Here is a 21,054-nt window from a genome sequence, read left to right on the forward strand (position 1 = left end):
CGATCATGGCTGCTAAAGAAGTTAAATTCGGCGACTCCGCCCGCAAGAAAATGCTGACCGGCGTAAACGTCCTGGCTGACGCGGTAAAAGCGACCCTGGGCCCGAAAGGCCGTAACGTGATCATCGAGAAGAGCTTCGGCGCTCCGACCATCACCAAGGACGGCGTTTCCGTAGCCAAGGAAATCGAGCTGAAAGATCGCTTCGAAAACATGGGCGCGCAGCTGGTCAAAGACGTTGCCTCCCGTGCCAACGACGACGCCGGTGACGGCACCACCACCGCTACCGTACTGGCTCAGTCGATCGTCAACGAAGGCCTGAAAGCCGTCGCTGCCGGCATGAACCCGATGGACCTGAAGCGCGGTATCGACAAGGCGACCATCGCCATCGTCAAAGAGCTGAAAGGCCTGTCCAAGCCATGCGCTGATTCGAAAGCCATTGCCCAGGTCGGCACCATCTCGGCCAACTCCGACTCCTCGATCGGCGACATCATTGCCGAAGCCATGGAAAAAGTTGGTAAAGAAGGCGTGATCACCGTTGAAGAAGGCTCGGGCCTGGAAAACGAACTGTCGGTCGTTGAAGGCATGCAGTTCGACCGCGGCTACCTGTCCCCTTACTTCGTCAACAAGCCAGACACCATGGTCGCCGAGCTGGACGGCCCGCTGATCCTGCTGGTTGACAAGAAGATCTCCAACATCCGCGAAATGCTGCCAGTGCTGGAAGCCGTTGCCAAAGCCGGCCGCCCACTGCTGATCGTGGCTGAAGACGTTGAAGGCGAAGCCCTGGCGACCCTGGTTGTGAACAACATGCGTGGCATCGTCAAGGTTGCAGCCGTCAAGGCTCCAGGCTTCGGCGACCGTCGCAAGGCCATGCTGCAGGACATCGCCGTACTGACCGGCGGTACCGTTATCTCCGAAGAGATCGGCCTGAGCCTGGAAAGCACTACCCTGGAGCACCTGGGTAACGCCAAGCGCGTCGTGCTGTCGAAAGAAAACACCACCATCATCGACGGTGCTGGCGTTGAGGCTGACATCCAGGCTCGCGTTACCCAGATCCGTCAGCAAGTGGCCGACACTTCGTCCGACTACGACCGTGAAAAACTGCAAGAGCGCCTGGCCAAGCTGTCCGGCGGCGTTGCAGTGATCAAGGTTGGCGCTGGCTCCGAAGTTGAAATGAAAGAGAAGAAAGCCCGCGTTGAAGACGCCCTGCACGCTACCCGTGCAGCCGTCGAAGAAGGCGTGGTACCTGGCGGTGGCGTGGCCCTGGTTCGCTCGCTGCAAGCCATCGCTGGCCTGAAAGGCGACAACGCCGATCAGGACGTCGGTATCGCTCTGCTGCGTCGTGCTGTTGAAGCACCGCTGCGCCAGATCGTTGCCAACTCCGGTGACGAGCCAAGCGTGGTTGTCGACAAGGTCAAGCAAGGCGAAGGTAACTTCGGTTACAACGCTGCCACTGGCGAATACGGCGACATGATCCAGATGGGTATCCTGGACCCAGCCAAAGTTACCCGTTCGGCACTGCAGGCTGCTTCCTCGATCGCCAGCCTGATGATCACCACCGAAGCCATGATCGCCGAGATCAAGGAAGACGCTCCTGCAGCTGGCGGCATGCCAGACATGGGCGGCATGGGTGGCATGGGCGGCATGATGTAAGCCAGCCTTACCCGCTTTAAAAAGAACCCCGCCTTGCGCGGGGTTTTTTTATGCCCGCGGGCGCCACCACTGGCCCTCGGGGGCCTAACGCCGTAAGCTGCCTGCGCCCAAGGGCAAACACACTGGATGGAGAACCTGCCCATGCGAATTCTATTGGTTGAAGACAACCGCGACATCCTGGCCAATCTCGCGGATTACCTGGGCCTGAAGGGCTATACCGTCGACTGTGCCCAGGACGGGCTGTCGGGGTTGCACCTGGCGGCCACCGAGCACTACGACCTGATCGTGCTCGACATCATGTTACCCGGCATCGACGGCTACACCCTGTGCAAGCGCCTGCGCGAAGACGCGCGCCGGGAAACCCCGGTGATCATGCTCACCGCTCGCGACCAGCTGGACGACCGCCTGCAGGGCTTCCGCTCCGGTGCGGACGACTACCTGGTCAAGCCGTTCGCCCTGTCGGAGCTGGCCGCACGCATCGAAGCCGTGCTGCGCCGCGCCCAGGGCGGCGGTCGTCGCAGCCTGCAGGTGGGCGACCTGAGCTACGACCTGGATACCCTCGAGGTCTCGCGCCAGGGCCGCACCCTCAAGCTCAACCCGGTCGGCCTGAAGCTGTTGGCGGTGCTGATGCAGAAGAGCCCCCACGTGCTGCGCCGCGAAGTGCTGGAAGAAGCGCTGTGGGGCGACGACTGCCCAGACAGCGACAGCCTGCGCAGCCACGTGCACCAGTTGCGCCAGGTGATCGACAAGCCGTTCGACAAACCGCTGCTGCAAACGGTACATGGCGTGGGTTACCGCCTGGCCGAGGGCAAAGATGGAGTTTAAGCAAAGCCTCGCGCAACGGATCATCATCGCCTTTGCGTTGATGAGCGCGTTGGTGGCCGGCGCCTTCGCCGTGGGCATCGTGGCCACGGTGCACCTGGTCGAGGAAAAGCTGATTTCGGCGGGGCTGGGCGGCGACCTGCAACGCCTGCTGCTGATGGACAATGTCAGCGACTGGAACCATCGGCCCGAGCCCGACCAGCTGTTCTACTACAGCAGCGGCCGCGGTGACTATGCCTTGCCCAAGGACCTGCGCCACCTGAGCGCCGGTTTCCATGAAGTGTTCCGCGGCGACCTGTCGTACCACGCCATGGTCGAAATCGTCGATGGCCGCCGGTACGTGCTGCTGCAGGACCAGAGCGATTTCGAAGAGCGCGAGCGCGTGCTGTTCGCCGTGGTGGTGGTGGGCTTCGTGCTCAGCCTGGCCTTGGCGGTGTTCCTCGGCTGGGTGCTGGCGCGGCGGGTGATGGCCCCCGTGGTGCGCCTGGCCCGGCAAGTGCGCCACCGTGACCAGCTGCTGGGCCTGGCCCCGCCGCTGGCCCCCGACTACGCGGCAGACGAGGTGGGTGAGCTGGCCGTGGCGTTCGACGCTACCCTGGGCCGCCTGCGCGATGCCTTGAGCCGCGAGCGCCTGTTCACCAGCGACGTCAGCCACGAACTGCGCACGCCGTTGATGGTGCTGGCCACCTCCTGCGAACTGCTGTTGGAAAACCCTGCGCTGGATGGCCGTGCCCGCGCCCAGGTAGAGCGCATCGCCCGCGCCTGCGAGGAAATGCGCGAGCTGGTGCAGACCTTCCTGATGCTGGCCCGGGCCCAGCGCAACGACTCGGAGATGAGCGCGCAGCTGACCCTCGACCAGGTGGCCGACAACCTGCTGGGCCTGTGGCGTGGCCCCATCGAGCACAAGGGCCTGACCCTGGAAGTGGCCCGTACCGAACTCCCCGACACCCGCTACAACGCCACCTTCATGCTCGCGGTAATGGGCAACCTGCTGCGCAACGCGCTGCACTATACCGACGCTGGCTTCATCCGCCTGACCCTTGAGCCGGGCGGCTTCAAGGTCGAGGACAGCGGCATCGGCATCCCCGAGGAGAAGCGCCTGGCGGTGTTCCAGCCGTTCGTGCGCGCCACCGAGAAGCGCGGCGAGGGCCTGGGCCTGGGCCTGTCGCTGGTGCAGCGGATCTGCGATGACCAGGGCTGGGAAGTCGACCTTACCCCCCGCGAGCCCCACGGCTGCTGCTTCCAGGTCAGCCTGAACCGGCCGGATTGACTGCCGGGTAGCACTGAAGGCCCTGTGCCAGTATTGTTCCTGTGTAAAACCCCGGCTCGCTTACTGAGGTTTTCTACACATTTTTCACGACCGCCTGACTAAGGTGATCGCGATTTGTATGCGGTGTGGCGTGTTCACATCCTAGCCAAGGAGTACCGGTGATGGCCGTCGACTACGCGACCCCAAGCCCTTCAGCGCCCGACACGCGCTTTGATTATTTCTGGAACCAGCAGGGCGAATGGGTGGAAGAGCCCAACGTGCGCCGCGGCGGCGAAAGCGGCGTGCAGCGCCTGCATTCCGCCAATGGCCAACTGCTGTATGCCAAGCGCCAGGTGGGCCACACCTACCGCAGCCTGCGCCACCCCATGGGGCGGCCGACGGTGCTGCGCGAGCGCGATGCCTTGCAGAGCCTCGCCGCCCTTGGCGTGGGCGTGCCGAAACTGGTGTTTTGCGGTGCCCAGCGTGACACCCAGGGCCAGTGGCGTGCGCTGCTGGTCACCGAGGCCCTAGACGGGTTCCAGGAAATCGACCAGTGGTATGAAAGCCATGACCGCGCGCACTACGGTGAAGCGCTGCATGAAGCCATACTCAAGCAACTGGCCGACACCCTGGCGCGCATGCACAAGGGCCGTTGGCAGCACAGTTGCCTGTATGCAAAACACATTTTCCTGCGGGTAGTGGGCGAGGGCGCAGCAGCGCGCCCGGAGATCGCCACCCTCGACCTGGAAAAGTGCCGCCAACGGTTCAGCGCCCAGAGCGCGGCCCGTCATGACCTCAAGCAACTTCGCCGCCACTCGTCGTTCAGCGACGCAGACTGGAGCAAACTGCTCTATTTTTACAAGACGGCGTTTGGCAGCCCGATCAAAGGTTTAGAGTCATGAAACTAGAAATTGCTCGAGGTTTGTTTTTGCTCGCTGCCCTGGCGGTCAGTACTGCTGCGATTGCAGCCCTGGATCAACCTCGGCCGGGTGTGCTGAGTGTTGAAACGGGCGCGGGGGCTTGCCCCCTGCCTCGAGCGGCCAGATCCCAGGCGGCGGTGCGACCGGACCAGGACCTGCTCCTGTTCGTGTTCGGCATGGCCCAGGGACGCAAGGGCTGAGGTTGCCATACCGATCGGCCCGAAGGCCCCGTCAATGACGGGGCCTTTTTGCATCCGTGGGGCGCCCGGGACGCGGCCTGGCGGCCGCTGTTACGGGGTTTTCCTGGAGATGAGGGTGTACACGCACGGCAGCACGAACAGCGTGAACAGGGTGCCCACCGACATGCCCGTCGCAATCACGGTGCCGATGTCGAAGCGGCTGACCGCACCGGCGCCCGTGGCCAGGATCAGCGGCACCATGCCGAAGACCATGGCCGCAGTGGTCATCAGCACCGGCCGCAGGCGAATCGCTGCCGCTTCCTCCACCGCCTCCCGCGCGTCCAGGCCTTTCTCCCGGCGCAGCTGGTTGGCGAATTCGACGATCAGGATGCCGTGCTTGCTGATCAGCCCGATCAAGGTCACCAGCCCCACCTGGGTATAGATGTTCAGGCTCGACCAGCCCAGGAACAGCGGGATCAGCGCGCCGCAGATGGACAGCGGCACGGTCACCAGGATCACCAGCGGGTCGCGGAAGCTTTCGAACTGCGCCGCCAGCACCAGGAAGATGATCGCCAGCGCCAGGCCGAAGGTGACCCACAGGGCGTTGCCTTCCTGCACGTACTGGCGGGCGCTGCTGCCGTAGTCGAAGGCATAGCCGGCTGGCGCTTCCTCGACCGCGATCTGCCGTACCGTCTGCACCGCATCGCCCATGCTGACGATGGGAAAGCCCTGGATGATCGCCGAGTTCAACTGCTGGAACTGGTTGAGCTGGCGCGGGCGCGCCCGCTCGCTGACGGTGATCAGGGTGGACAGCGGCAGCAGCTGGTTCTGGTTGTTGCGCACGTAATACTGGTTCAGCCACTCGGGGTTGTCGCGGTAGGCGCGCTCCACCTGGGCGATGACCTTGTAGCTGCGGCCATCGAGGGTGAAGCGGTTGATCTCCGACTCACCCAGCAGGGTCGCCAGGGTGCCACCCAGTTCCTGCATCGACACGCCCATCTGCGCAGCCTTGGCGCGGTCGATATCCACCACCACCTCGGGCTTGTCGAACGCCAGGTCGATGTCCAGGAAGGCGAACTTGCCGGTGGCCTGGGCGCGGTCCTTGACCCGCTGGGCCACGTCCAGCAGCGACTCGTAGTCGTTGGCGGTGTTGATCACGAACTCGAAGGGCAGGCCTTCGCCGGTGCCGGGCAGCGCCGGCAGGTTGAAGCCGAAGATCTGCAGGCCGGGGATCTGCGCCAGGCGCGCCTGCACCTCGGGCAACAGCTGCATCTGCGTGCGGCTGCGCTCGTTCCAGGGTTTGAGCAGGAAGCCACCGATGCCCGACTGCACGCCGTTGAAGCCGTTGATCTGGAACGAGGAGTAGTACTCGGGAAAGTCCTTGAAGATGCCCAGGAACTGGTCGGTGTAGGTGTTCAAATAGTCGAGGTTGGTGGGCTGCGGCGCGGTGGCCATCATGAAGATGATGCCCTGGTCTTCCGCCGGCGCCAGTTCCGACTGGCTGAACTTGAGGAACACCGGGATCAGGCACAGCACGATCAGCGCGAACACCACCACCACCGGGCGGGTCTGCAGGGTGGCATGCAGCAGGCGCTGGTAGCGCTGCTTGATGCGCTCGAACAGTTGGTCGAGGCGGTGGGCCAGGCCCTTGGGGTTGGGATCGGCACGCAGCAGCAACGCGCACATCATCGGCGACAGGGTAAGGGCAACGATGCCGGAGATCACCACGGCGCCGGCGAGCGTGAGGGCGAACTCCTTGAACAGCGCGCCGGTCAGGCCTTCGAGGAAACCGATGGGGGCGTACACGGCGGCCAGGGTGATGGTCATCGACACCACCGGCATGGCAATTTCCCGCGCACCTTCCAGCGCCGCGTCGAACGGCGTGCGGCCTTCCTCGATGTGCCGGTGGATGTTCTCCACCACGACGATGGCATCGTCCACCACCAGGCCGATGGCCAGCACCATGGCCAGCAGGGTCAGCAGGTTGATCGAGTAGCCCATCAGTTGCATGAAGAACAGCACGCCGATCATCGACAGCGGGATGGTTACTACCGGGATGATCACCGAGCGCAGCGCGCCGAGGAACAGGAACACCACCACGATGACGATCAGCACGGCCTCGAACAGGGTCTTCACCACCTCGTCGATCGAGGCCTGGATGAACAGCGTGGCGTCGTAGGCGATGGAGGCCTTGAGGTTGGGTGGCAGCTGGCCTTCGAGTTCGGGCATCAGCTTGCGCACCTCGCGGATCACGTCCAGCGGGTTGGCCCCGGGCGTTCCCTTGATACCGATGTACACCGAGGGCGTGCCGTTGAAGGAGCTGACGGTGTCGTAGTTCTCCGCGCCCATCTGCACCCGCGCCACGTCACCCAGCAGCACGCGGCTGTCGCCGTCGGTCTTGAGCGGGATGGCGGCGAAGCCTTCAGTGGATTTCAGGTCGGTGGCGGCGTTGACGCTGGTGACGATGTACTCGCCCTTGACCTCGCCGGCGGCCGACAGGAAGTTGTAGCGGCGCACCGCGTCGGTGACATCGTTGGCGCTCAGGCCGTAGCCGGCCAGCTTCACCGGGTCGATCCACAGGCGCATGGCGAACACCTGGTTGCCGAGGATCTCGGCCTGGGCCATGCCCGGCAGCGTCGCCAGCTTGGGCTGGATGACCCGCGACAGGTAGTCGGTGATCTGCGGGTTGTTGAGCTGGTCGCTGTAGAAGCTGATGTACATCAGCGCCGAGGCGTCGGCGGCCTCCTTGCTGAGTACCGGGTCCTCGGCGTCCTGGGGCAGCTTGTTCTTGACCTCGTTGGCCTTGGCCAGCAGCTCGGTGAACAGCCGGTCGCTGTCGGCGCCGATGCGCGCGTAAATGGAGATGACCGAAAAATTCTGCCGGCTCACCGAGGTCATGTAGTCGATGCCTTCGGCGCTGGCCAGGCTCTGCTGCAGCGGCTGGGTGATGTAGCCCTGGATGGTCTCGGCGTTGGCCCCGGGGTAGGCGGTGGTGACCGTGATCAGGGCGTTTTCCATCTGCGGGTACTGGCGGATGCTCAGCTTGCTCCACGCCTGGAAACCCAGCAGCACGATCAACAGGCTGATGACGCTGGCCAGCACCGGGCGGCGGATGAACGGGTCGGTAAAGGCCATGGCCGTGCTCCTGTCAGTGGGCTTTGAGGGTAGCGTCGGGGCTGACGCTTACCGCGGCACCACTGGTGAGCTTGAGCTGGCCGCCGGTGACCACCTGCTCGCCGGCGCTCAGGCCCTTGCTGACGATGACCAGCCCGTCGCGACGCTCGCCGGTGTCGACGAAGCGCCGTTCGGCCACCAGCACCGGCTTGTTGTCGGCGCCGGTGACCGGCTTGCCTTGCTCGTCCTTTTTCTCGCCGACCACGTACACCGAGTTGCCGTACAGGGTGTAGGCCACGGCGCCCTCGGGCACTACCACCTGGTTATGCGGCTGGGGCAGTACCACCTGCAGGTTGGCGAACATGCCGGGTAGCAGCTTGCCCTGGGGGTTGGCCAGGGTGGCGCGGATGAGAATGTTGCGGGTGCTGTCGTCGACCTTGGGGTTGAGGGCGCTGATGGTACCTTCGAAGGTCTGCCCCGGGTAGGCGGCCACGGTGACCAGCACCGGCTGGCCGACGTGGAGCTGCGGGATGGCCTGCTCGGCCACGTAGAAGTCCACGTAGAGGCTGCTGAGGTCCTGCAGGGTGGCGATCACCGTGCCGCTGGCCAGGTAGTCGCCAACGTCGACCCGGCGGATGCCGATGGTGCCGCTGAACGGGGCCAGGATGTTCTTCTTGGCCAGGCTGGCCTTGAGTTGGGCGACGGTCGCCTTGTTCTTGAGCAGCACGGCGTTGAGGCGGTCGAACTCGCCCTTGGAGATGGCGCGGCTGTCCACCAGTTGCGCGCCCCGGCCGTAATCGAGCTGGGCCAGGCCCAGGTCGGCCTGGGCGGTGCCCAGCAGCGCGGTCTCGACGTCACTGTCCAGTTGCAGCAGCGGCTGGCCGGCCTTGACCTGCTGCCCTGACTCGAACTGGATGGCGCGCACCGTGCCGGCGATTTCCAGGCTCAGGTTCACGCCCTGCAGCGCCTTGAGGCTGCCCACCGCCGGCAGCCGCGCCTGCCAGGCGCGCTCGCTGGCGGTGGCGACGGCCACGGCAACGGGCGGCTTGGGGGCCGAGAACATCCGGACCTGCTGGTAGATCGACCATGCCTTGTAACCACCGAGCAGCAGGACGACCACCAGCACGATCCCCAACATGGTGAGCATGCGGCGGCGCAACATATTCCGTTTCCCTGGAAAGCAAAGCTGAGAGGGCAGCACATTATGCTTGTCGGGCGCGGGGCGCCACTGCGCTGTATTTCTGGATATTACGCCCCCTTCAGGATAGCCGCCGGACGCCGCCTTCGGCGGCTGCTACGGGAAGTTGCCGCGCCCCACCCTGTAGCAGCGGCCGTCAGGCCGCGTCATGACCGGTGCAAATGGTTATCCCAAAAACCCGCCGGCAACTTCAACGGCGTGGCCACCGGCGTAGCGGAGCGGCAGTCCACCAGGCGGCAGCGGCCCTGGCCGGAGGTGACCACGAAACCCTGGGGCACCGCCGCCACCCCGGCGCAATCGGCCAGGTGCATGTCCAGGCGTGGCGCGCCGCTGTCCAGGTCCCAGATGAAGCACCGGTTGGCCCGTGGCGCCGTCAGTGCCACCAGCCGCAGGGTGTCATGCACCGCCACGCTGGCGCTGTAATGGGCCATGCACCGCAGCTGCGCCTCGGCCACCGGAAACGGCTCGAACGCTTGGCCCGGCCGCTTGATCGCCAGCAACGGCGCACTGTCATCGGCCGCGCCCATGAACTGCTGGCAGGCCAGCACCGTGCCGTCGCTGGCAATGGCCAGGTGGCGGATGCTGTTCATGGGTTGCGCCAGGGTCTCGCGGCTGTGCAGCGTGCCGTCGCGGCCCATCAGCACCAGGCTGGGGGCCATGGCCTCAAGGTTCATGTCCACCCGGCTTTCGGCCTCGGTGCGGATGCCGCCGTTGGCGACTACCAGGGTTTCGCCGTCGGGCATCCAGGCCAGCTCGTGGGGGCCGATGCCATGGCTCGACAGTTCGCCCGCAGGGGCCAGGCGCTGGCCCTCGAAGCGGTAGACGCCGACGACCCCGCGGCCCGGGTCGCGGGTGTCGTTCTCGGTGGTGTACAGCCAGTCGCCGCTGGTATGGATGACCGCGTGGCCGTAGAAATGCCGGTCCGGCGCCGCGGCCAGCGTCTGCACCAGGCGGCCGTCGCGCAGGTCCAGCAGGTAGCATTCGGTGCCCGGCCGGCGGGCCACGAACAGTGCCAGCGGCCACCGTGGATGTTCGATGACGGCGTGGCAGCGCTGGGGCACGGCGGTTGCAAACACCTGCTGCCCATCCTGCCGGTAGCCCACGGCATAGTGCCGGCCCTCGGCGTCATCGCGTGCCGACAGCAGCAGGCCGCCCGACGAGGCGGGGGCCAGGAGGTTTTTGAACCACTGTGCCAGGCCCATGTTCAGTCACCGTCGTTGGCGTTGAAGCCCAGGGCGATGCCCAGCGCCTTGGCCAGCTCGCCTTCGTGCAGGCGGTGCAGCACGTTCAGGCGGTCATAGAGCGTTTCCAGCTGCTGGCGCCCGGCGGGGCTGGCCAGCAGCTCGGCCAGCGGCCCTTGATGCTCGGCAAACCACTGCTGCACCTCGGCGTAGGCGCCGTCGATACGTTGGGCCAAAGCTTGCTGGTCCTTGCCCAGCAACCCGCGCAGGCCGTTGCCGTCGACCCCGGCCCAGACCGTCTGGGCGGCGCTGACGCTGGCCTGCAGGCTGTGCAGTGAAGCCTCGCTGCGCCAGGCCTCGGCTTGCATTGGCTGGGCGATGCCCTTGCTCTGGCGGCCCATGGGCGTGCCGAGCTTTTTCTTCAGGGTGTCCAGCGCCGTGACCTGGGCACGCAGCAGGTCGGCGATGGCTTCCTGGGAATCGGCGTAGCGCGGGTTGGGGAAATGGCTCATCTGCCAGAGCATGCCCTGGTCGGCTTGCCATTGGCCGAGGATGTCCTGCGCCAGCTGTTGCTGGTGCTCGCCGATGGCCACCAACAACGGGCAGTAGCGGGCTTTCTGGCTGGCGTCGGCCAAGTCCAGGCGCGCGTCGAAGAGGATGTACTCGTAGGCCGACAAGCCTTGCACCACCACGCTGGCCTTGCCCAGGCTGGCGGCGTCTACAGTGGCGTCGGCGTTCACCAGCTGCTCGACCTGGCGCCCCACCAGGTTTTTCTTGTCTGGCCAGAACTGCACCTGCCAGGTGCTGTTGCCTTCGGCCAGCGGGCCGATCAGCAACGGCTGCAGCTGCGCCCAGGCGCGCTGGGCATGGAGGAAGTCGGCCCGGGCGGTGGCCAGGCTGGCGCTGCCCTGGCAGAACGCCTGGGCGCTGACGGCCAGCTGCTGGTCGGCCGCCACCCAGCGGCTGTAGGTGGGCAGGATGACCTGGTTGGCAATCGCCGCGCTGGTGGCCGCCTGGCGGTCCTGGGGCGTGCATGCACCGAGGACCAGGGCGGCGAGGCTGGTGAACAGCAGGGTGGGACGAAACATTCAGGGCTCCGTGGCAAGACTCAAAGTGAATTCAGGAAGGCCAGCAGCGCGGCGCGCTGGGCAGCGTTGAAAGACAGCACCTGGCGCTGCGCCGCGGCCGCCTCGCCGCCGTGCCACAGCACGGCTTCCATGGCATCGCGGGCACGGCCGTCATGCAGGTACTGGGTGTGGCCGCTGACCGTTTCGGTCAGGCCCAGGCCCCACAGCGGCGGGGTGCGCCAGTCCTGGCCGCCGGCGGCGAACTCGCTGCGGTCGTCGGCCAGGCCCGGGCCCATGTCGTGCAGCAGCAGGTCGGTGTAGGGGCGGATGCGCTGGTTGGCCAGCTCCGGCTCGGCGGCATCGGCGGCGGTGATGTAGTGCGGCGTGTGGCAGGCCTGGCAGCCGGCCTGCTTGAACAGCTGCTTGCCGGCCAGCACCTGGGGTGAGCCCACGTCGCGGCGCGCCGGCACGGCCACGTTGCGGGTGTAGAACAGCACCAGGCGCAGGATGTTGTCGCTGACCTCCGGGTGGCCCCCGTGGGCGGCGCGCAGGCAGTCGGCCTGCGCGGCGGTGCAATTGTCACGGGGGTGCAGGCGTGTGGTCAGGCCCATGTCGTTGGCGAAGGCGTGGGCGTTCTGCTGGTTCAGCGTGGGCTGCCCGGCTTTCCAGCCGAAGCGGCCAATCACGGTCTTGCCCAGGGCATCGTCCCAGACCCTGTTGGGCCGGCCCTGCACGCCATCATCCGTGGCGGCCTGGGCCTGGGCGTTGGCCAGGATCGCGGCCTCGGGTATGGCTTCCAACAGCCCCAGGCCGATCATCGGCGGCGCCACCCGGGCGGAAAGCCGCGCCTGGGGGTGCAGGGGGCCGTAGCCCAGCTGGGTGATCAGCAGCCGTGGCTTGCGCAGTTGCACCGTGGTGCCGTCGTCGAACGTCACCGGGTGCGGCTCGTAGGCCACGCGCACCCTGGCCTCGGGGCGCACGCCGGGCACGGCCATGTCCTGCAGCTGGGTGCCATACACCGGCTCGGGGTTGACGCCCAGGCGCTCGATGAGCGCTGCCTGCTGCGTGGTATCGGGTATGGACAGGCGCACCAGCATCGACACGGCGCTGGTGGCGTCCGGCCCGGGTGGGTGGCCGCGGCCATCCTTGATGTGGCAGTTTTGGCAGGCGTTGGTGTTGTACAGCGGCCCCAGGCCGTCGCGCGCGGTGGTGGTGGCAGGGGCGATGACCCAGGGGCTGCGGAAGAAACTGTTGCCGGCACTGAAGTCGAGCTTGCGCTCGGCGCTCAGGTTGGCGGACGGCTGGGCGAAGGCGTTGACGTCGCGGTGGCCGACGGTACCGGCGCCCCCGGCCAGGGCCTCTTCCGGTTCCTCGTCTTCCAGCCGCACGGCTTCGCCGCAACCACCCAGGCACAGGGTGAGCAGCAGGGCGCCGAGGCGAGGCGGGAGCGATGACATCGAGGATCCAGCAGTGAAGGGCAGGGGGGCAAGCTTATCAGGCACCCCGGCCGTAACTGGCCGGGGTCAATGTTTGATACAAATTACTCTGTCGCCGCTGCTAGAACGCCGCCGCTAGAACGTATGCTCGGCCGCCTCGGGGTTGAGGTCGGTGATGCCCAGCTTGCCCGCGGCCTGTTCGATGCTGCCGGTCTGCTTGACCAGCGCGGCGATGGCGTCGCGCACTACCTGCTGGCCCGCCGTGTTGCCGGCGGCGATCAGCTGGTCGTAGTGCTCGCCCTGGTTCGCGCGGTCGACCATGGCCTGCATGCGCGCCTGGGTGGCGTCGAGGTCGGCGCGCAACGCCGTGTCGGTGGCGGGGTCGGCCTTGGCCACCAGCGCCGACAGGCTCGGGCCGCTCAGCCGGGTGCCGTCCAGCCGGGTGTATTCGCCCAAGTAGACGTTGCGGATGCCCAGGGCGTCGTAGAAGTGCGAATGGTGGGTGTTGTCGCTGAAGCAGTCGTGCTCGTCTTCCGGCGAGTTGGCCTCCAGCGAGACTTTCATCCGTTCCCCCGCCAGCTCGCCCAGGGACAGGCTGCCCATGCCGAACAGCATCTTGCGCAGGCCTTTCTCCCCAGGCTCGGCCACCAGCGCGGCACGGTAGTTGTCTGCCTCGCCAGGCTGCCACTGGGCGAGCATCTCCTCCAGGTCGCTGACCAGCAGCTGGGTCACGGCCGTCAGGTAGGCGCGGCGGCGGTCGTTGTGCCCGCCGGTGGCGCCCGGGCCTTCCAGGTAGTCGGAGGCCGGGCGGTTGCCGGCGCCCGGCCCGGTGCCGTTGAGGTCCTGGCCCCACAGCAGGAACTCGATGGCGTGGTAGCCGGTGGCCACGTTGGCCTCGGAACCGCCCAGCTCGTTGAGGCTGGCGAGGGCCTCGGGGGTGATCTGGGTGACGTCGACCTTGTCTTCGCCGATGCGGATCTGCGCGTTGGCGATGATGTTGGCGGTGGCCGCCGGGTTGCCCAGCGCCGGCTCGTAGTTGGCGTCGACGTAGTCGATCAGGCCTTCGTCCAGCGGCCAGGCGTTCACCTGGCCTTCCCACTCGTCGATGATCGGGTTGCCGAAGCGGAACACTTCGCTCTGCAGGTACGGCACCCGGGCCGTCACCCAGGCCTCGCGGGCCGCCTTAAGGGTGTTGGCGTCCGGGGTGGCGAGGAAGGTGGCGATGGCCTGCTGCAGCGCCAGGGCGCTGGTGTGGGCGTCGCTGAACACCGCCTGCACCAGGTCGGCGTAGTGGGCTACCACGGCCTGGGCGGCAGCCTCGTCGACGCTCTTCTTGCCGGTCGCGGTGCTGCTGGAGGCGCTCGGCACCTGGGCGGCACTGCGCTTGTCTTCCTTGCTGTCGCCGCAACCGGCGAGCGAGACGGCGATGGCCAGCAGGCCGGCGGCCAGGGGCATGTGGGTCATGGCGATATCCTGCGTCGTGAGGGGGAAACGAGCCCGCAGGCTCGTTAAAACGGCGCAATGATGCGAAGGATATGCATTTCATGTAAACCGCGAAGATGTAAGCAAATTCGACAGGTCTACAGGCTCACCGCCTGGCTGCGTTGGGCCTGGCGCAGGAACAGGGTCAGCTCGCGCGCCGGCAGGGGCTTGCTGTACAGGTAGCCCTGGCCCTCGTGGCAGCCCTCGGCAATGATGTAGCTTTCCTGCTCCAGGGTTTCCACGCCCTCGGCGATCACCTGCATGCCCAGGCTCTTGCCCAGTTGGATGATGGCCCGCACGATGGTGGCGTCATCGTCGTCCTGCAGCAGGTCCATGACGAAGCTCTTGTCGATCTTGATCTTGTCCAGCGGCAGCGACTTCAGGTAGCTGAGCGACGAATAGCCGGTGCCGAAGTCGTCGATGGCGATCAGCGCCCCGGAGCGGCGCAGGCTCAGCAGGTGCTGGGCGGCGGTGCTGATGTCTTCCATCAGGCCGGTCTCGGTGACTTCCAGCTCCAGGCTGCGCGGCGGCAGGCGGTAGATCTGCAGGAAGTTGCTGACCACCCGCGGCAGTTCGGCGTGGTGCAGCTGCACCGTGGACAGGTTGACCGCCATGCGCAGGTCGCTGAAGCCCAGGTCCAGCCATTCGCGCAGTTGCCGGCAGGCCTGGTCCATCACCCATTCGCCGATGGCGACGATGCTGCCGTTCTGCTCGGCCAGGGGAATGAACTGGTCGGGCGGCACCAGGCCGTGTTCCGGGTGCTGCCAGCGCAGCAGCGCCTCGACGCCAACCACGCGGTGGTCGCGGTAGCTGACCTGGGGCTGGTAGACCAGGAACAGCTGGCCACGGGCGATGGCTTCGCGCAGGTCTTTTTCCAGTTCGCGGCGGCGGCGCATCTCGCTGTCGACGCTGGCGATGTAGAACTGGTAGCGGTTGCGCGAGCGCAGCTTGGCCAGGGTCATGGTCTGCTCGGCTTTCTGCAGCAGCTTCTCGGCGCTGTCGCCATCCTCGGGGAACAGGGTGATGCCGATGGTGGCGCGCAGGCGAATCTCGCCCAAGTCCGGGCCGAAGGGCGCTTCCAGGTCATCGAGAATGCTTTGCGCCAGCTCCGCGGCCTGGTAGGGCTGGTCGATGTCGGCCTGCACCAGGGCGAACTGGTCGCCACCCAGCCGCGCCAGCGCGCCCAGGCGGCCGCTGTGGGCGCGCAGGCGGTCGGCCAGGGCCAGCAGCAGTTGGTCGCCGGTCTGGTAGCTGAATTGCTCGTTGATGCTCTTGAAGTCGTCCAGGCCCACGCACAGCACCGCTACCCGGCGTTGCAGGCGGCCGGCATCGACGAGGATCTTGTCCAGCTGCGACTGCAGTTGCTGGCGGTTGGGCAGGCCGGTGAGGAAGTCGTACTGGGCCATGCGTAGCAGGCTGTTCTCGGCCTCGTGGCGCAGGTTGGTGTTGCGCTCGATGGATTCGAGCAGCTGGTTGGCGGTGTTGATCCACAGGCCCAGTTCATTGCGCTCGTGGCCTTTGAGCAGCGGCAGCTTGTGCTGGCTGGGCCGGTCGGGGTTGATCTGGGTCAGGTGCTCGATGATCTGCTTCAGCGGCTTGGTCAGCAACCAGTGGTACACCAGGTACAGCGCCAGGCCCATGGCCAGGGCACGGAGCACGCCGGAAATGAAGATGATCACCGAACTGGTGATGAACCCCTGGCCGTACGGGGCGGTGTCGAGGGTGATGCTCAGGTCGCCGTAGTATTCGCTGTACGGGCCGCGGCCCACCAGTTGCGTGGTGAAGGTCTTTTCTTCGCCCAGGATGGGGTCGGTGAGCCAGCGCGTGGCGGTCTGCAACGGCGGCCGGGCCTTGTCGGCCAGGGTCGGCTCGTTGGGGTGGCCGATGGAGGCGATGCGCACGGCATTGTCCTGGAACAGGCCCTCGATCACCTGCATGCCCATTTCCCGGTCCAGGCTGTAGACGGCCTGGGTGGAGGGGTCGCGGAACATGTCGAGGATGCGCGCGGCATCATTGGCCACGGCCTGGCGGGTCTTGTAGACGTCGAACACGATTTGCGCGCAACTGAGCACCACCCCGACAATCAATGCCGAGAGCAGTACCACGCGTAGCAACTTCACCGACAAGCTGTTCTTGAGTTCCAGCTTCAAAGGGCCATTCCTTGTTGCGTGCAAGTGGCATCAATATGCCATTATCGTTGGCAATCCCGGTAGGCAGTCAAGGGGTAACAGGCTGACAACGGGTGGCCAATGCAGACGCCTTCCAGTATGTCGGTTGGAACCGGCTCGCACTTGAGCGCCGTCCGGCATTTTTTCCTTTTTTGAATCTTAGCCTTATCCCGGATCCAGGCAAGCCCCCTGGCGCCAGGCACAAAAAAACCCGGCACAGGCCGGGCTTTTTCAGCAAGCGCGAAGCTTAGGCAGTGAAGGTCTTGCCTTCGAACTGCTCGGCCACGAACTTCCAGTTGACCAGGTTCCAGAACGCTTCGACGTATTTAGGACGAACGTTGCGGTAGTCGATGTAGTAGGCGTGTTCCCAGACGTCGCAGGTCAGCAGCGGGGTGTCGCCGTTGGTCAGCGGGTTGCCGGCGCCGATGGTGCTGGCCAGGGCCAGGGAACCGTCAGCCTTCTTCACCAGCCAGCCCCAGCCGGAGCCGAAGGTGCCGATGGAAGTCTTGCTGAACTCTTCCTTGAACTTGTCGAACGAACCGAACGCGGTGTTGATGGCTTCAGCCAGGGCACCGGTAGGTTGGCCGCCGGCGTTTGGCGCCAGGCAGTTCCAGTAGAAGGTGTGGTTCCAGACCTGAGCGGCGTTGTTGAAGATGCCGCCCGAGGAAGTCTTGACGATTTCTTCCAGGGTCTTGCCTTCGAACTCGGTGCCTGGCACCAGGTTGTTCAGGTTCACGACGTAGGTGTTGTGGTGCTTGTCGTGGTGGTATTCCAGAGTCTCTTTGGAGATGTGCGGCTGCAGCGCATCGTGGGCGTAGGGCAGCGGCGGCAATTCAAAAGCCATGGTGATTCTCCTAATCAGGTCTGTTGCGGTGAGCGCAAGGCCGATCACGGGCGGCCAGATATACGCCGGCGAGTTTTTACTCTTTGCGGCGCAAGCTCTGGATCATAGCACCGGGGCTTGGGCATAACCACGCAACAACTGTGTGGGATAGAGGTTCCAGAGCGTTTAGGCATATATAAGTTGCGCCGCTACCGCGAACATCATGACGGCCACCATCAGGTCCAGCAGCCGCCAGGTGGCCGGCCGTGCCAGCCACGGCGCCAGCCAGGCCGCGCCCAGCGCCAGGGTGAAGAACCACAGCAGCGAGGCGCTTGCCGCGCCAGCCACATAAGCGCTGGGCATGGTCTGCTGCGCGCCCAGGGAGCCGATCAGCAAGACGGTGTCCAGGTACACGTGGGGGTTGAGCAGCGTCACCGCCAGTGCGCTCAACAGCACCGCGCGGCGCGAGCGCTGGCCATCGCCGTCACCCTGTTGCAGGCTTTGGCTGGAGCAGGCGCGGCGCAGCGCCTTGGCGCCGTACCACAGCAGGAAAACGGCCCCGCCCCAGCGCGCCACGCCCAGCAGCAGCGGGCTGTGCGCCAGCACGTTGGCCAGGCCGAACACCCCCAGGGTCACCAGCACGGCATCGCACAGCACGCACAGCAGGGCCACCGGCAGGTGATGCTCGCGGCGCAGGCTCTGGGCCAGCACGAACGCATTCTGCGTGCCGATTGCCATGATCAGCCCCGCCGCCACCAACAAACCATTTACATAACTGTGCCACATGACTTTCACGCTCCTCTGCAAGGCTTTGGAGTGTGGGGCTTGTTGCTGTATAAGAAAAACCAATACTGCTGATCGCTCATTAGGAAAAGTGATGTTCGATTACAAATTGCTCTCGGCCCTGGCGGCGGTCACCGAACAGGGCGGTTTCGAGCGCGCGGCCCAGGTGTTGGGCCTGTCGCAGTCGGCCATTTCCCAGCGCATCAAGCTGCTCGAGGCGCGCATTGGCCAGCCCGTGCTGGTGCGCGCCACACCGCCGACGCCAACCGAGGTTGGCCGGCGTTTGCTCAACCATGTGCAGCAGGTGCGCTTGCTTGAGCGCGACCTGCAGGGCCAGGTGCCGGCGCTGGACGAGGAGGGCTTGCCCGAGCGCCTGCGCATTGCCCTGAACGCCGACAGCCTGGCGACCTGGTGGGCGTCGGCGGTCGGCCGGTTCTGTGCCGAGCGCGGGCTGCTGCTGGACCTGGTGGTGGAGGATCAGGAGGTAGGTCTCAAGCGCATGCGTGCAGGCGAGGTGGCCGCCTGCCTGTGCGGCAGCGAGCGGCCGGTGGCTGGCGCGCGCAGCCTGCTGCTGGGTGCCATGCGTTACCGGGCGTTGGCCAGCCCCGGGTTTGTCGCCAGGCATTTCCCTGCGGGCTTCGATGCGGGACAATTGGCCCGCGCCCCGGCCCTGGTCTTCGGCCCGGACGACCTACTGCAACACCGCTACATGGCCGCACTGGGGATCGACGGCGGCTTCATGCACCACCTGTGTCCTTCTTCCGAGGGTTTCATGCGCATGGCCGAAGCCGGCCTGGGCTGGGGCCTGGTGCCCGAACTGCAGGTGCAGCCGCAACTGGCGGATGGCAGCCTGGTGGAACTGATGCCCGAGCGCTGGATCGACGTGCCGTTGTACTGGCACCACTGGCGCCATGGCGGCCAGTTGCTCACTGACCTCACCGACCACCTGGCGCGCCAGGCCGGGCAGTGGCTGGTAACAACCCTTTAACGATACAAACGATGCGGAGCGCTTCATGAAAATTCTGGTGACCGGCGCGAGTGGCTTTATTGGCGGGCGCTTTGCCCGCCATGCGCTGGAACAGGGGCTGGAGGTGCGCGTCAGTGGCCGCCGGGCCGAAGGGGTCGAGCACCTGGTGCGCCGGGGCGCACAGTTTGTCCAGGGTGACCTCACCGACCCCGACCTGGTACGCCGCCTGTGCATCGGTGTCGAGGCGGTGGTGCATTGCGCCGGTGCCGTGGGCAACTGGGGCCGTTACCAGGACTTCCATCGTGGCAACGTCGAGGTCACCGAAAACGTCGTCGAGTCGTGCCTGAAGGAACAGGTGCGGCGCCTGGTGCACCTGTCCTCGCCTTCCATCTATTTCGATGGCCGTTCGCACCTGGGCCTGCGTGAGGAACAGGTGCCGCGGCGCTTCCACGATCATTACGCGAAGACCAAGTTCCTTGCCGAGCAGAAGGTGTTCGGCGCAGCCGAGTTCGGCCTCGAGGTGCTGGCCTTGCGCCCGCGCTTCGTCACCGGGGCCGGCGATGTCAGCATCTTCCCGCGGCTGCTGGCGATGCAGAAGAAAAACCGCCTGAAGATCATCGGCAACGGCCTCAACAAGGTCGATTTCACCAGCGTGCAGAACCTCAACGAGGCGTTGATGAGCGCGCTGATGGCCGGGGACACCGCCCTGGGCAAGGCCTACAACATCAGCAACGGCAGCCCGGTGCCGATCTGGGACGTGGTCAACTACGTGATGCGGCAGATGAACCTGCCGCAGGCCACCCGTTACCGCGGCTACAAGCTGGCGTACACGGCGGCGGCGCTGAACGAAGGCGCCTGCCTGCTGTGGCCGGGGCGGCCGCAACCGACCCTGTCGCGCCTGGGCATGCAGATCATGAACAAGGATTTCACCCTCGACATCAGCCGGGCAAGGCATTATCTGGAGTACGAGCCCAAGGTCAGCCTGTGGTCGGCGCTGGATGAGTTCTGCGGCTGGTGGAAAGCCCAGGACCGCACCGGCAGCCGTTGAACCGGCGCGCGCCTGCGTGGTCGATCACTGCGGCCCGTGGGCGGGTATACTCGCACCGCTATTTAGCCATCATCGTGCTACATACAAGGTTTCCCCATGCGCAACGACGCCCGTGACGACGATTTTGACAATGTGCCCCGCCTGAGTGCCAAGGACGGGGATGACGACGACTTCGCCCCCGCCACCCCCGCCGAGCGCGACCGCACCACGGTGTATTCGCGCACCACGCCGGTGGTCAAGGTCAAGGGCCCCAGCACCGGTGGCCTGTGGGCCCTGGTGGGCGCGCTGACCATTGCCCTGGCCGGGCTGGGTTGGTGGAGCTTCCAGCAGATCTCGCTGATGGAGCAGCAACTGGTGGCTACCCAGGAAAGCTTCGCGCGCATCAGCGAGGAAGCCGCCGGGCGCCTGCAGGACATCAGCGGCAAGGTGGTCGCCACCGAGTCCAGCGCCACCACCGGCAGCGAGCAATTGAAACTGCAGATCAAGCAACTGCAGGCGCAGCTGCAGGACCAGGGCCGCCAACAACAGGGCGTGGCCGGGCAGCAGGGTGACCTGGGCAAGCGCCTGGACCAGGCCCTGGCCCAGGCCAGTGCCCAGCAGGCGGCGAACGAACAGGTGCAGGCGCAGCTCAAGAGCCTGGGCGCAGACCTGGCGACTTTGAAGGCCAGCCAGGCCGACGGCGGCAAGCTGGACGCGCAGATCAAGGCGGTGGCCAATGACGTGGCGGCGCTGAAGAAGCAGGGCAACGTCGGCGGCCGCCTGGACAGCGTCGAGCAGGACCTGGTGGTGCTCAAGAGTGAGGTGGAGAACCGCCCGGCGCCGGCAGCCGGCACCAACACCGCCGAGTTCGACTCGTTCCGCGGGCAGACCACGCGCAACATCAGCACCCTGCAGAGCCAGATCCAGAACCTGCAGCAGCAGATCAATACCCGCCAGTAAAACCCACTGTAGCCGCTGCCGTAGGCTGC

General features: G+C 65.8%; 17 protein-coding genes. 8 read left to right on the forward strand and 9 right to left on the reverse strand.

Translation table 11 applies throughout. From position 1 onward, the window contains the following. Positions 1-5 precede the first annotated feature (5 nt). The 5 genes from groL (at position 6) to AC0Z2B_RS06775 (ending at position 4,840) form a co-directional block, all read left to right on the forward strand. Positions 6-1,649, forward strand: coding sequence for a chaperonin GroEL (gene groL / locus AC0Z2B_RS06755; protein WP_158155614.1), 1,644 nt, complete (start codon positions 6-8; stop codon positions 1,647-1,649). A gap of 141 nt (positions 1,650-1,790) precedes the next feature. Beyond that, positions 1,791-2,474 carry a two-component system response regulator ColR gene (colR, locus tag AC0Z2B_RS06760; protein WP_416426798.1) on the forward strand — a complete coding sequence of 228 codons (684 nt, stop codon included), beginning with the start codon at positions 1,791-1,793 and terminating at the stop codon, positions 2,472-2,474. Continuing rightward, positions 2,464-3,741, forward strand: coding sequence for a sensor histidine kinase (locus AC0Z2B_RS06765; RefSeq protein ID WP_416426796.1), 1,278 nt, complete (start codon positions 2,464-2,466; stop codon positions 3,739-3,741). The genes colR and AC0Z2B_RS06765 overlap by 11 nt, the downstream gene beginning before the upstream one ends. Before the next feature lie 161 nt (positions 3,742-3,902). Next, positions 3,903-4,622: a lipopolysaccharide kinase InaA family protein gene (locus tag AC0Z2B_RS06770; RefSeq protein ID WP_416426795.1), complete on the forward strand. Its 720-nt coding sequence runs from the start codon at positions 3,903-3,905 to the stop codon at positions 4,620-4,622. After that, positions 4,619-4,840, forward strand: coding sequence for a hypothetical protein (locus AC0Z2B_RS06775; RefSeq protein ID WP_476295663.1), 222 nt, complete (start codon positions 4,619-4,621; stop codon positions 4,838-4,840). Before AC0Z2B_RS06770 ends, AC0Z2B_RS06775 begins: the two co-directional genes overlap by 4 nt. Positions 4,841-4,930: 90 nt before the next feature. Here the strand turns inward: AC0Z2B_RS06775 and AC0Z2B_RS06780 are convergent, their stop codons facing one another. The 9 genes from AC0Z2B_RS06780 to AC0Z2B_RS06820 form a co-directional block, all read right to left on the reverse strand. Beyond that, complete coding sequence (locus AC0Z2B_RS06780) at positions 4,931-7,954, reverse strand: multidrug efflux RND transporter permease subunit (protein ID WP_476295664.1); 3,024 nt, start codon at positions 7,952-7,954, stop codon at positions 4,931-4,933. 13 nt (positions 7,955-7,967) lie between these two features. Then, on the reverse strand, positions 7,968-9,095 hold the full coding sequence (locus AC0Z2B_RS06785; protein ID WP_476295665.1) for an efflux RND transporter periplasmic adaptor subunit: 1,128 nt from the start codon (positions 9,093-9,095) through the stop codon (positions 7,968-7,970). Positions 9,096-9,277: 182 nt separating this feature from the next. Then, positions 9,278-10,333, reverse strand: a complete 1,056-nt coding sequence (locus AC0Z2B_RS06790) for a DUF1513 domain-containing protein (protein ID WP_476295667.1) — start codon at positions 10,331-10,333, stop codon at positions 9,278-9,280. Between the two features lie 2 nt (positions 10,334-10,335). Next, the gene (locus AC0Z2B_RS06795) at positions 10,336-11,400 is read right to left on the reverse strand and encodes an imelysin family protein (RefSeq protein ID WP_476295668.1); all 1,065 of its coding nucleotides are present in this window, start codon (positions 11,398-11,400) and stop codon (positions 10,336-10,338) included. A 20-nt stretch (positions 11,401-11,420) separates the two neighbouring features. Further along, positions 11,421-12,836, reverse strand: coding sequence for a di-heme oxidoreductase family protein (locus tag AC0Z2B_RS06800; RefSeq protein WP_476295670.1), 1,416 nt, complete (start codon positions 12,834-12,836; stop codon positions 11,421-11,423). 114 nt (positions 12,837-12,950) lie between these two features. Continuing rightward, on the reverse strand, positions 12,951-14,279 hold the full coding sequence (locus tag AC0Z2B_RS06805) for an imelysin family protein (RefSeq protein ID WP_476295671.1): 1,329 nt from the start codon (positions 14,277-14,279) through the stop codon (positions 12,951-12,953). 116 nt (positions 14,280-14,395) lie between these two features. Then, the gene (locus AC0Z2B_RS06810) at positions 14,396-16,447 is read right to left on the reverse strand and encodes a putative bifunctional diguanylate cyclase/phosphodiesterase (RefSeq protein ID WP_476295672.1); all 2,052 of its coding nucleotides are present in this window, start codon (positions 16,445-16,447) and stop codon (positions 14,396-14,398) included. Between the two features lie 265 nt (positions 16,448-16,712). Next, on the reverse strand, positions 16,713-17,309 hold the full coding sequence (locus AC0Z2B_RS06815; protein WP_416426779.1) for a superoxide dismutase: 597 nt from the start codon (positions 17,307-17,309) through the stop codon (positions 16,713-16,715). Positions 17,310-17,474: 165 nt separating this feature from the next. Beyond that, complete coding sequence (locus AC0Z2B_RS06820; protein ID WP_476295674.1) at positions 17,475-18,074, reverse strand: LysE/ArgO family amino acid transporter; 600 nt, start codon at positions 18,072-18,074, stop codon at positions 17,475-17,477. A 91-nt stretch (positions 18,075-18,165) separates the two neighbouring features. Between AC0Z2B_RS06820 and AC0Z2B_RS06825 the strand changes: the two genes are divergently transcribed. The 3 genes from AC0Z2B_RS06825 to AC0Z2B_RS06835 all read left to right on the forward strand — a co-directional run bounded on the left by AC0Z2B_RS06825 (position 18,166) and on the right by AC0Z2B_RS06835 (position 21,025). Beyond that, positions 18,166-19,059 carry a LysR family transcriptional regulator ArgP gene (locus AC0Z2B_RS06825; RefSeq protein ID WP_476295675.1) on the forward strand — a complete coding sequence of 298 codons (894 nt, stop codon included), beginning with the start codon at positions 18,166-18,168 and terminating at the stop codon, positions 19,057-19,059. 25 nt (positions 19,060-19,084) lie between these two features. Then, positions 19,085-20,086: an NAD-dependent epimerase/dehydratase family protein gene (locus AC0Z2B_RS06830; RefSeq protein WP_473004417.1), complete on the forward strand. Its 1,002-nt coding sequence runs from the start codon at positions 19,085-19,087 to the stop codon at positions 20,084-20,086. Between the two features lie 96 nt (positions 20,087-20,182). After that, positions 20,183-21,025: an ATPase gene (locus AC0Z2B_RS06835; protein ID WP_476295677.1), complete on the forward strand. Its 843-nt coding sequence runs from the start codon at positions 20,183-20,185 to the stop codon at positions 21,023-21,025. Positions 21,026-21,054 lie beyond the last annotated feature (29 nt).

The organism is Pseudomonas sp. GYB4201, assembly GCF_056312595.1.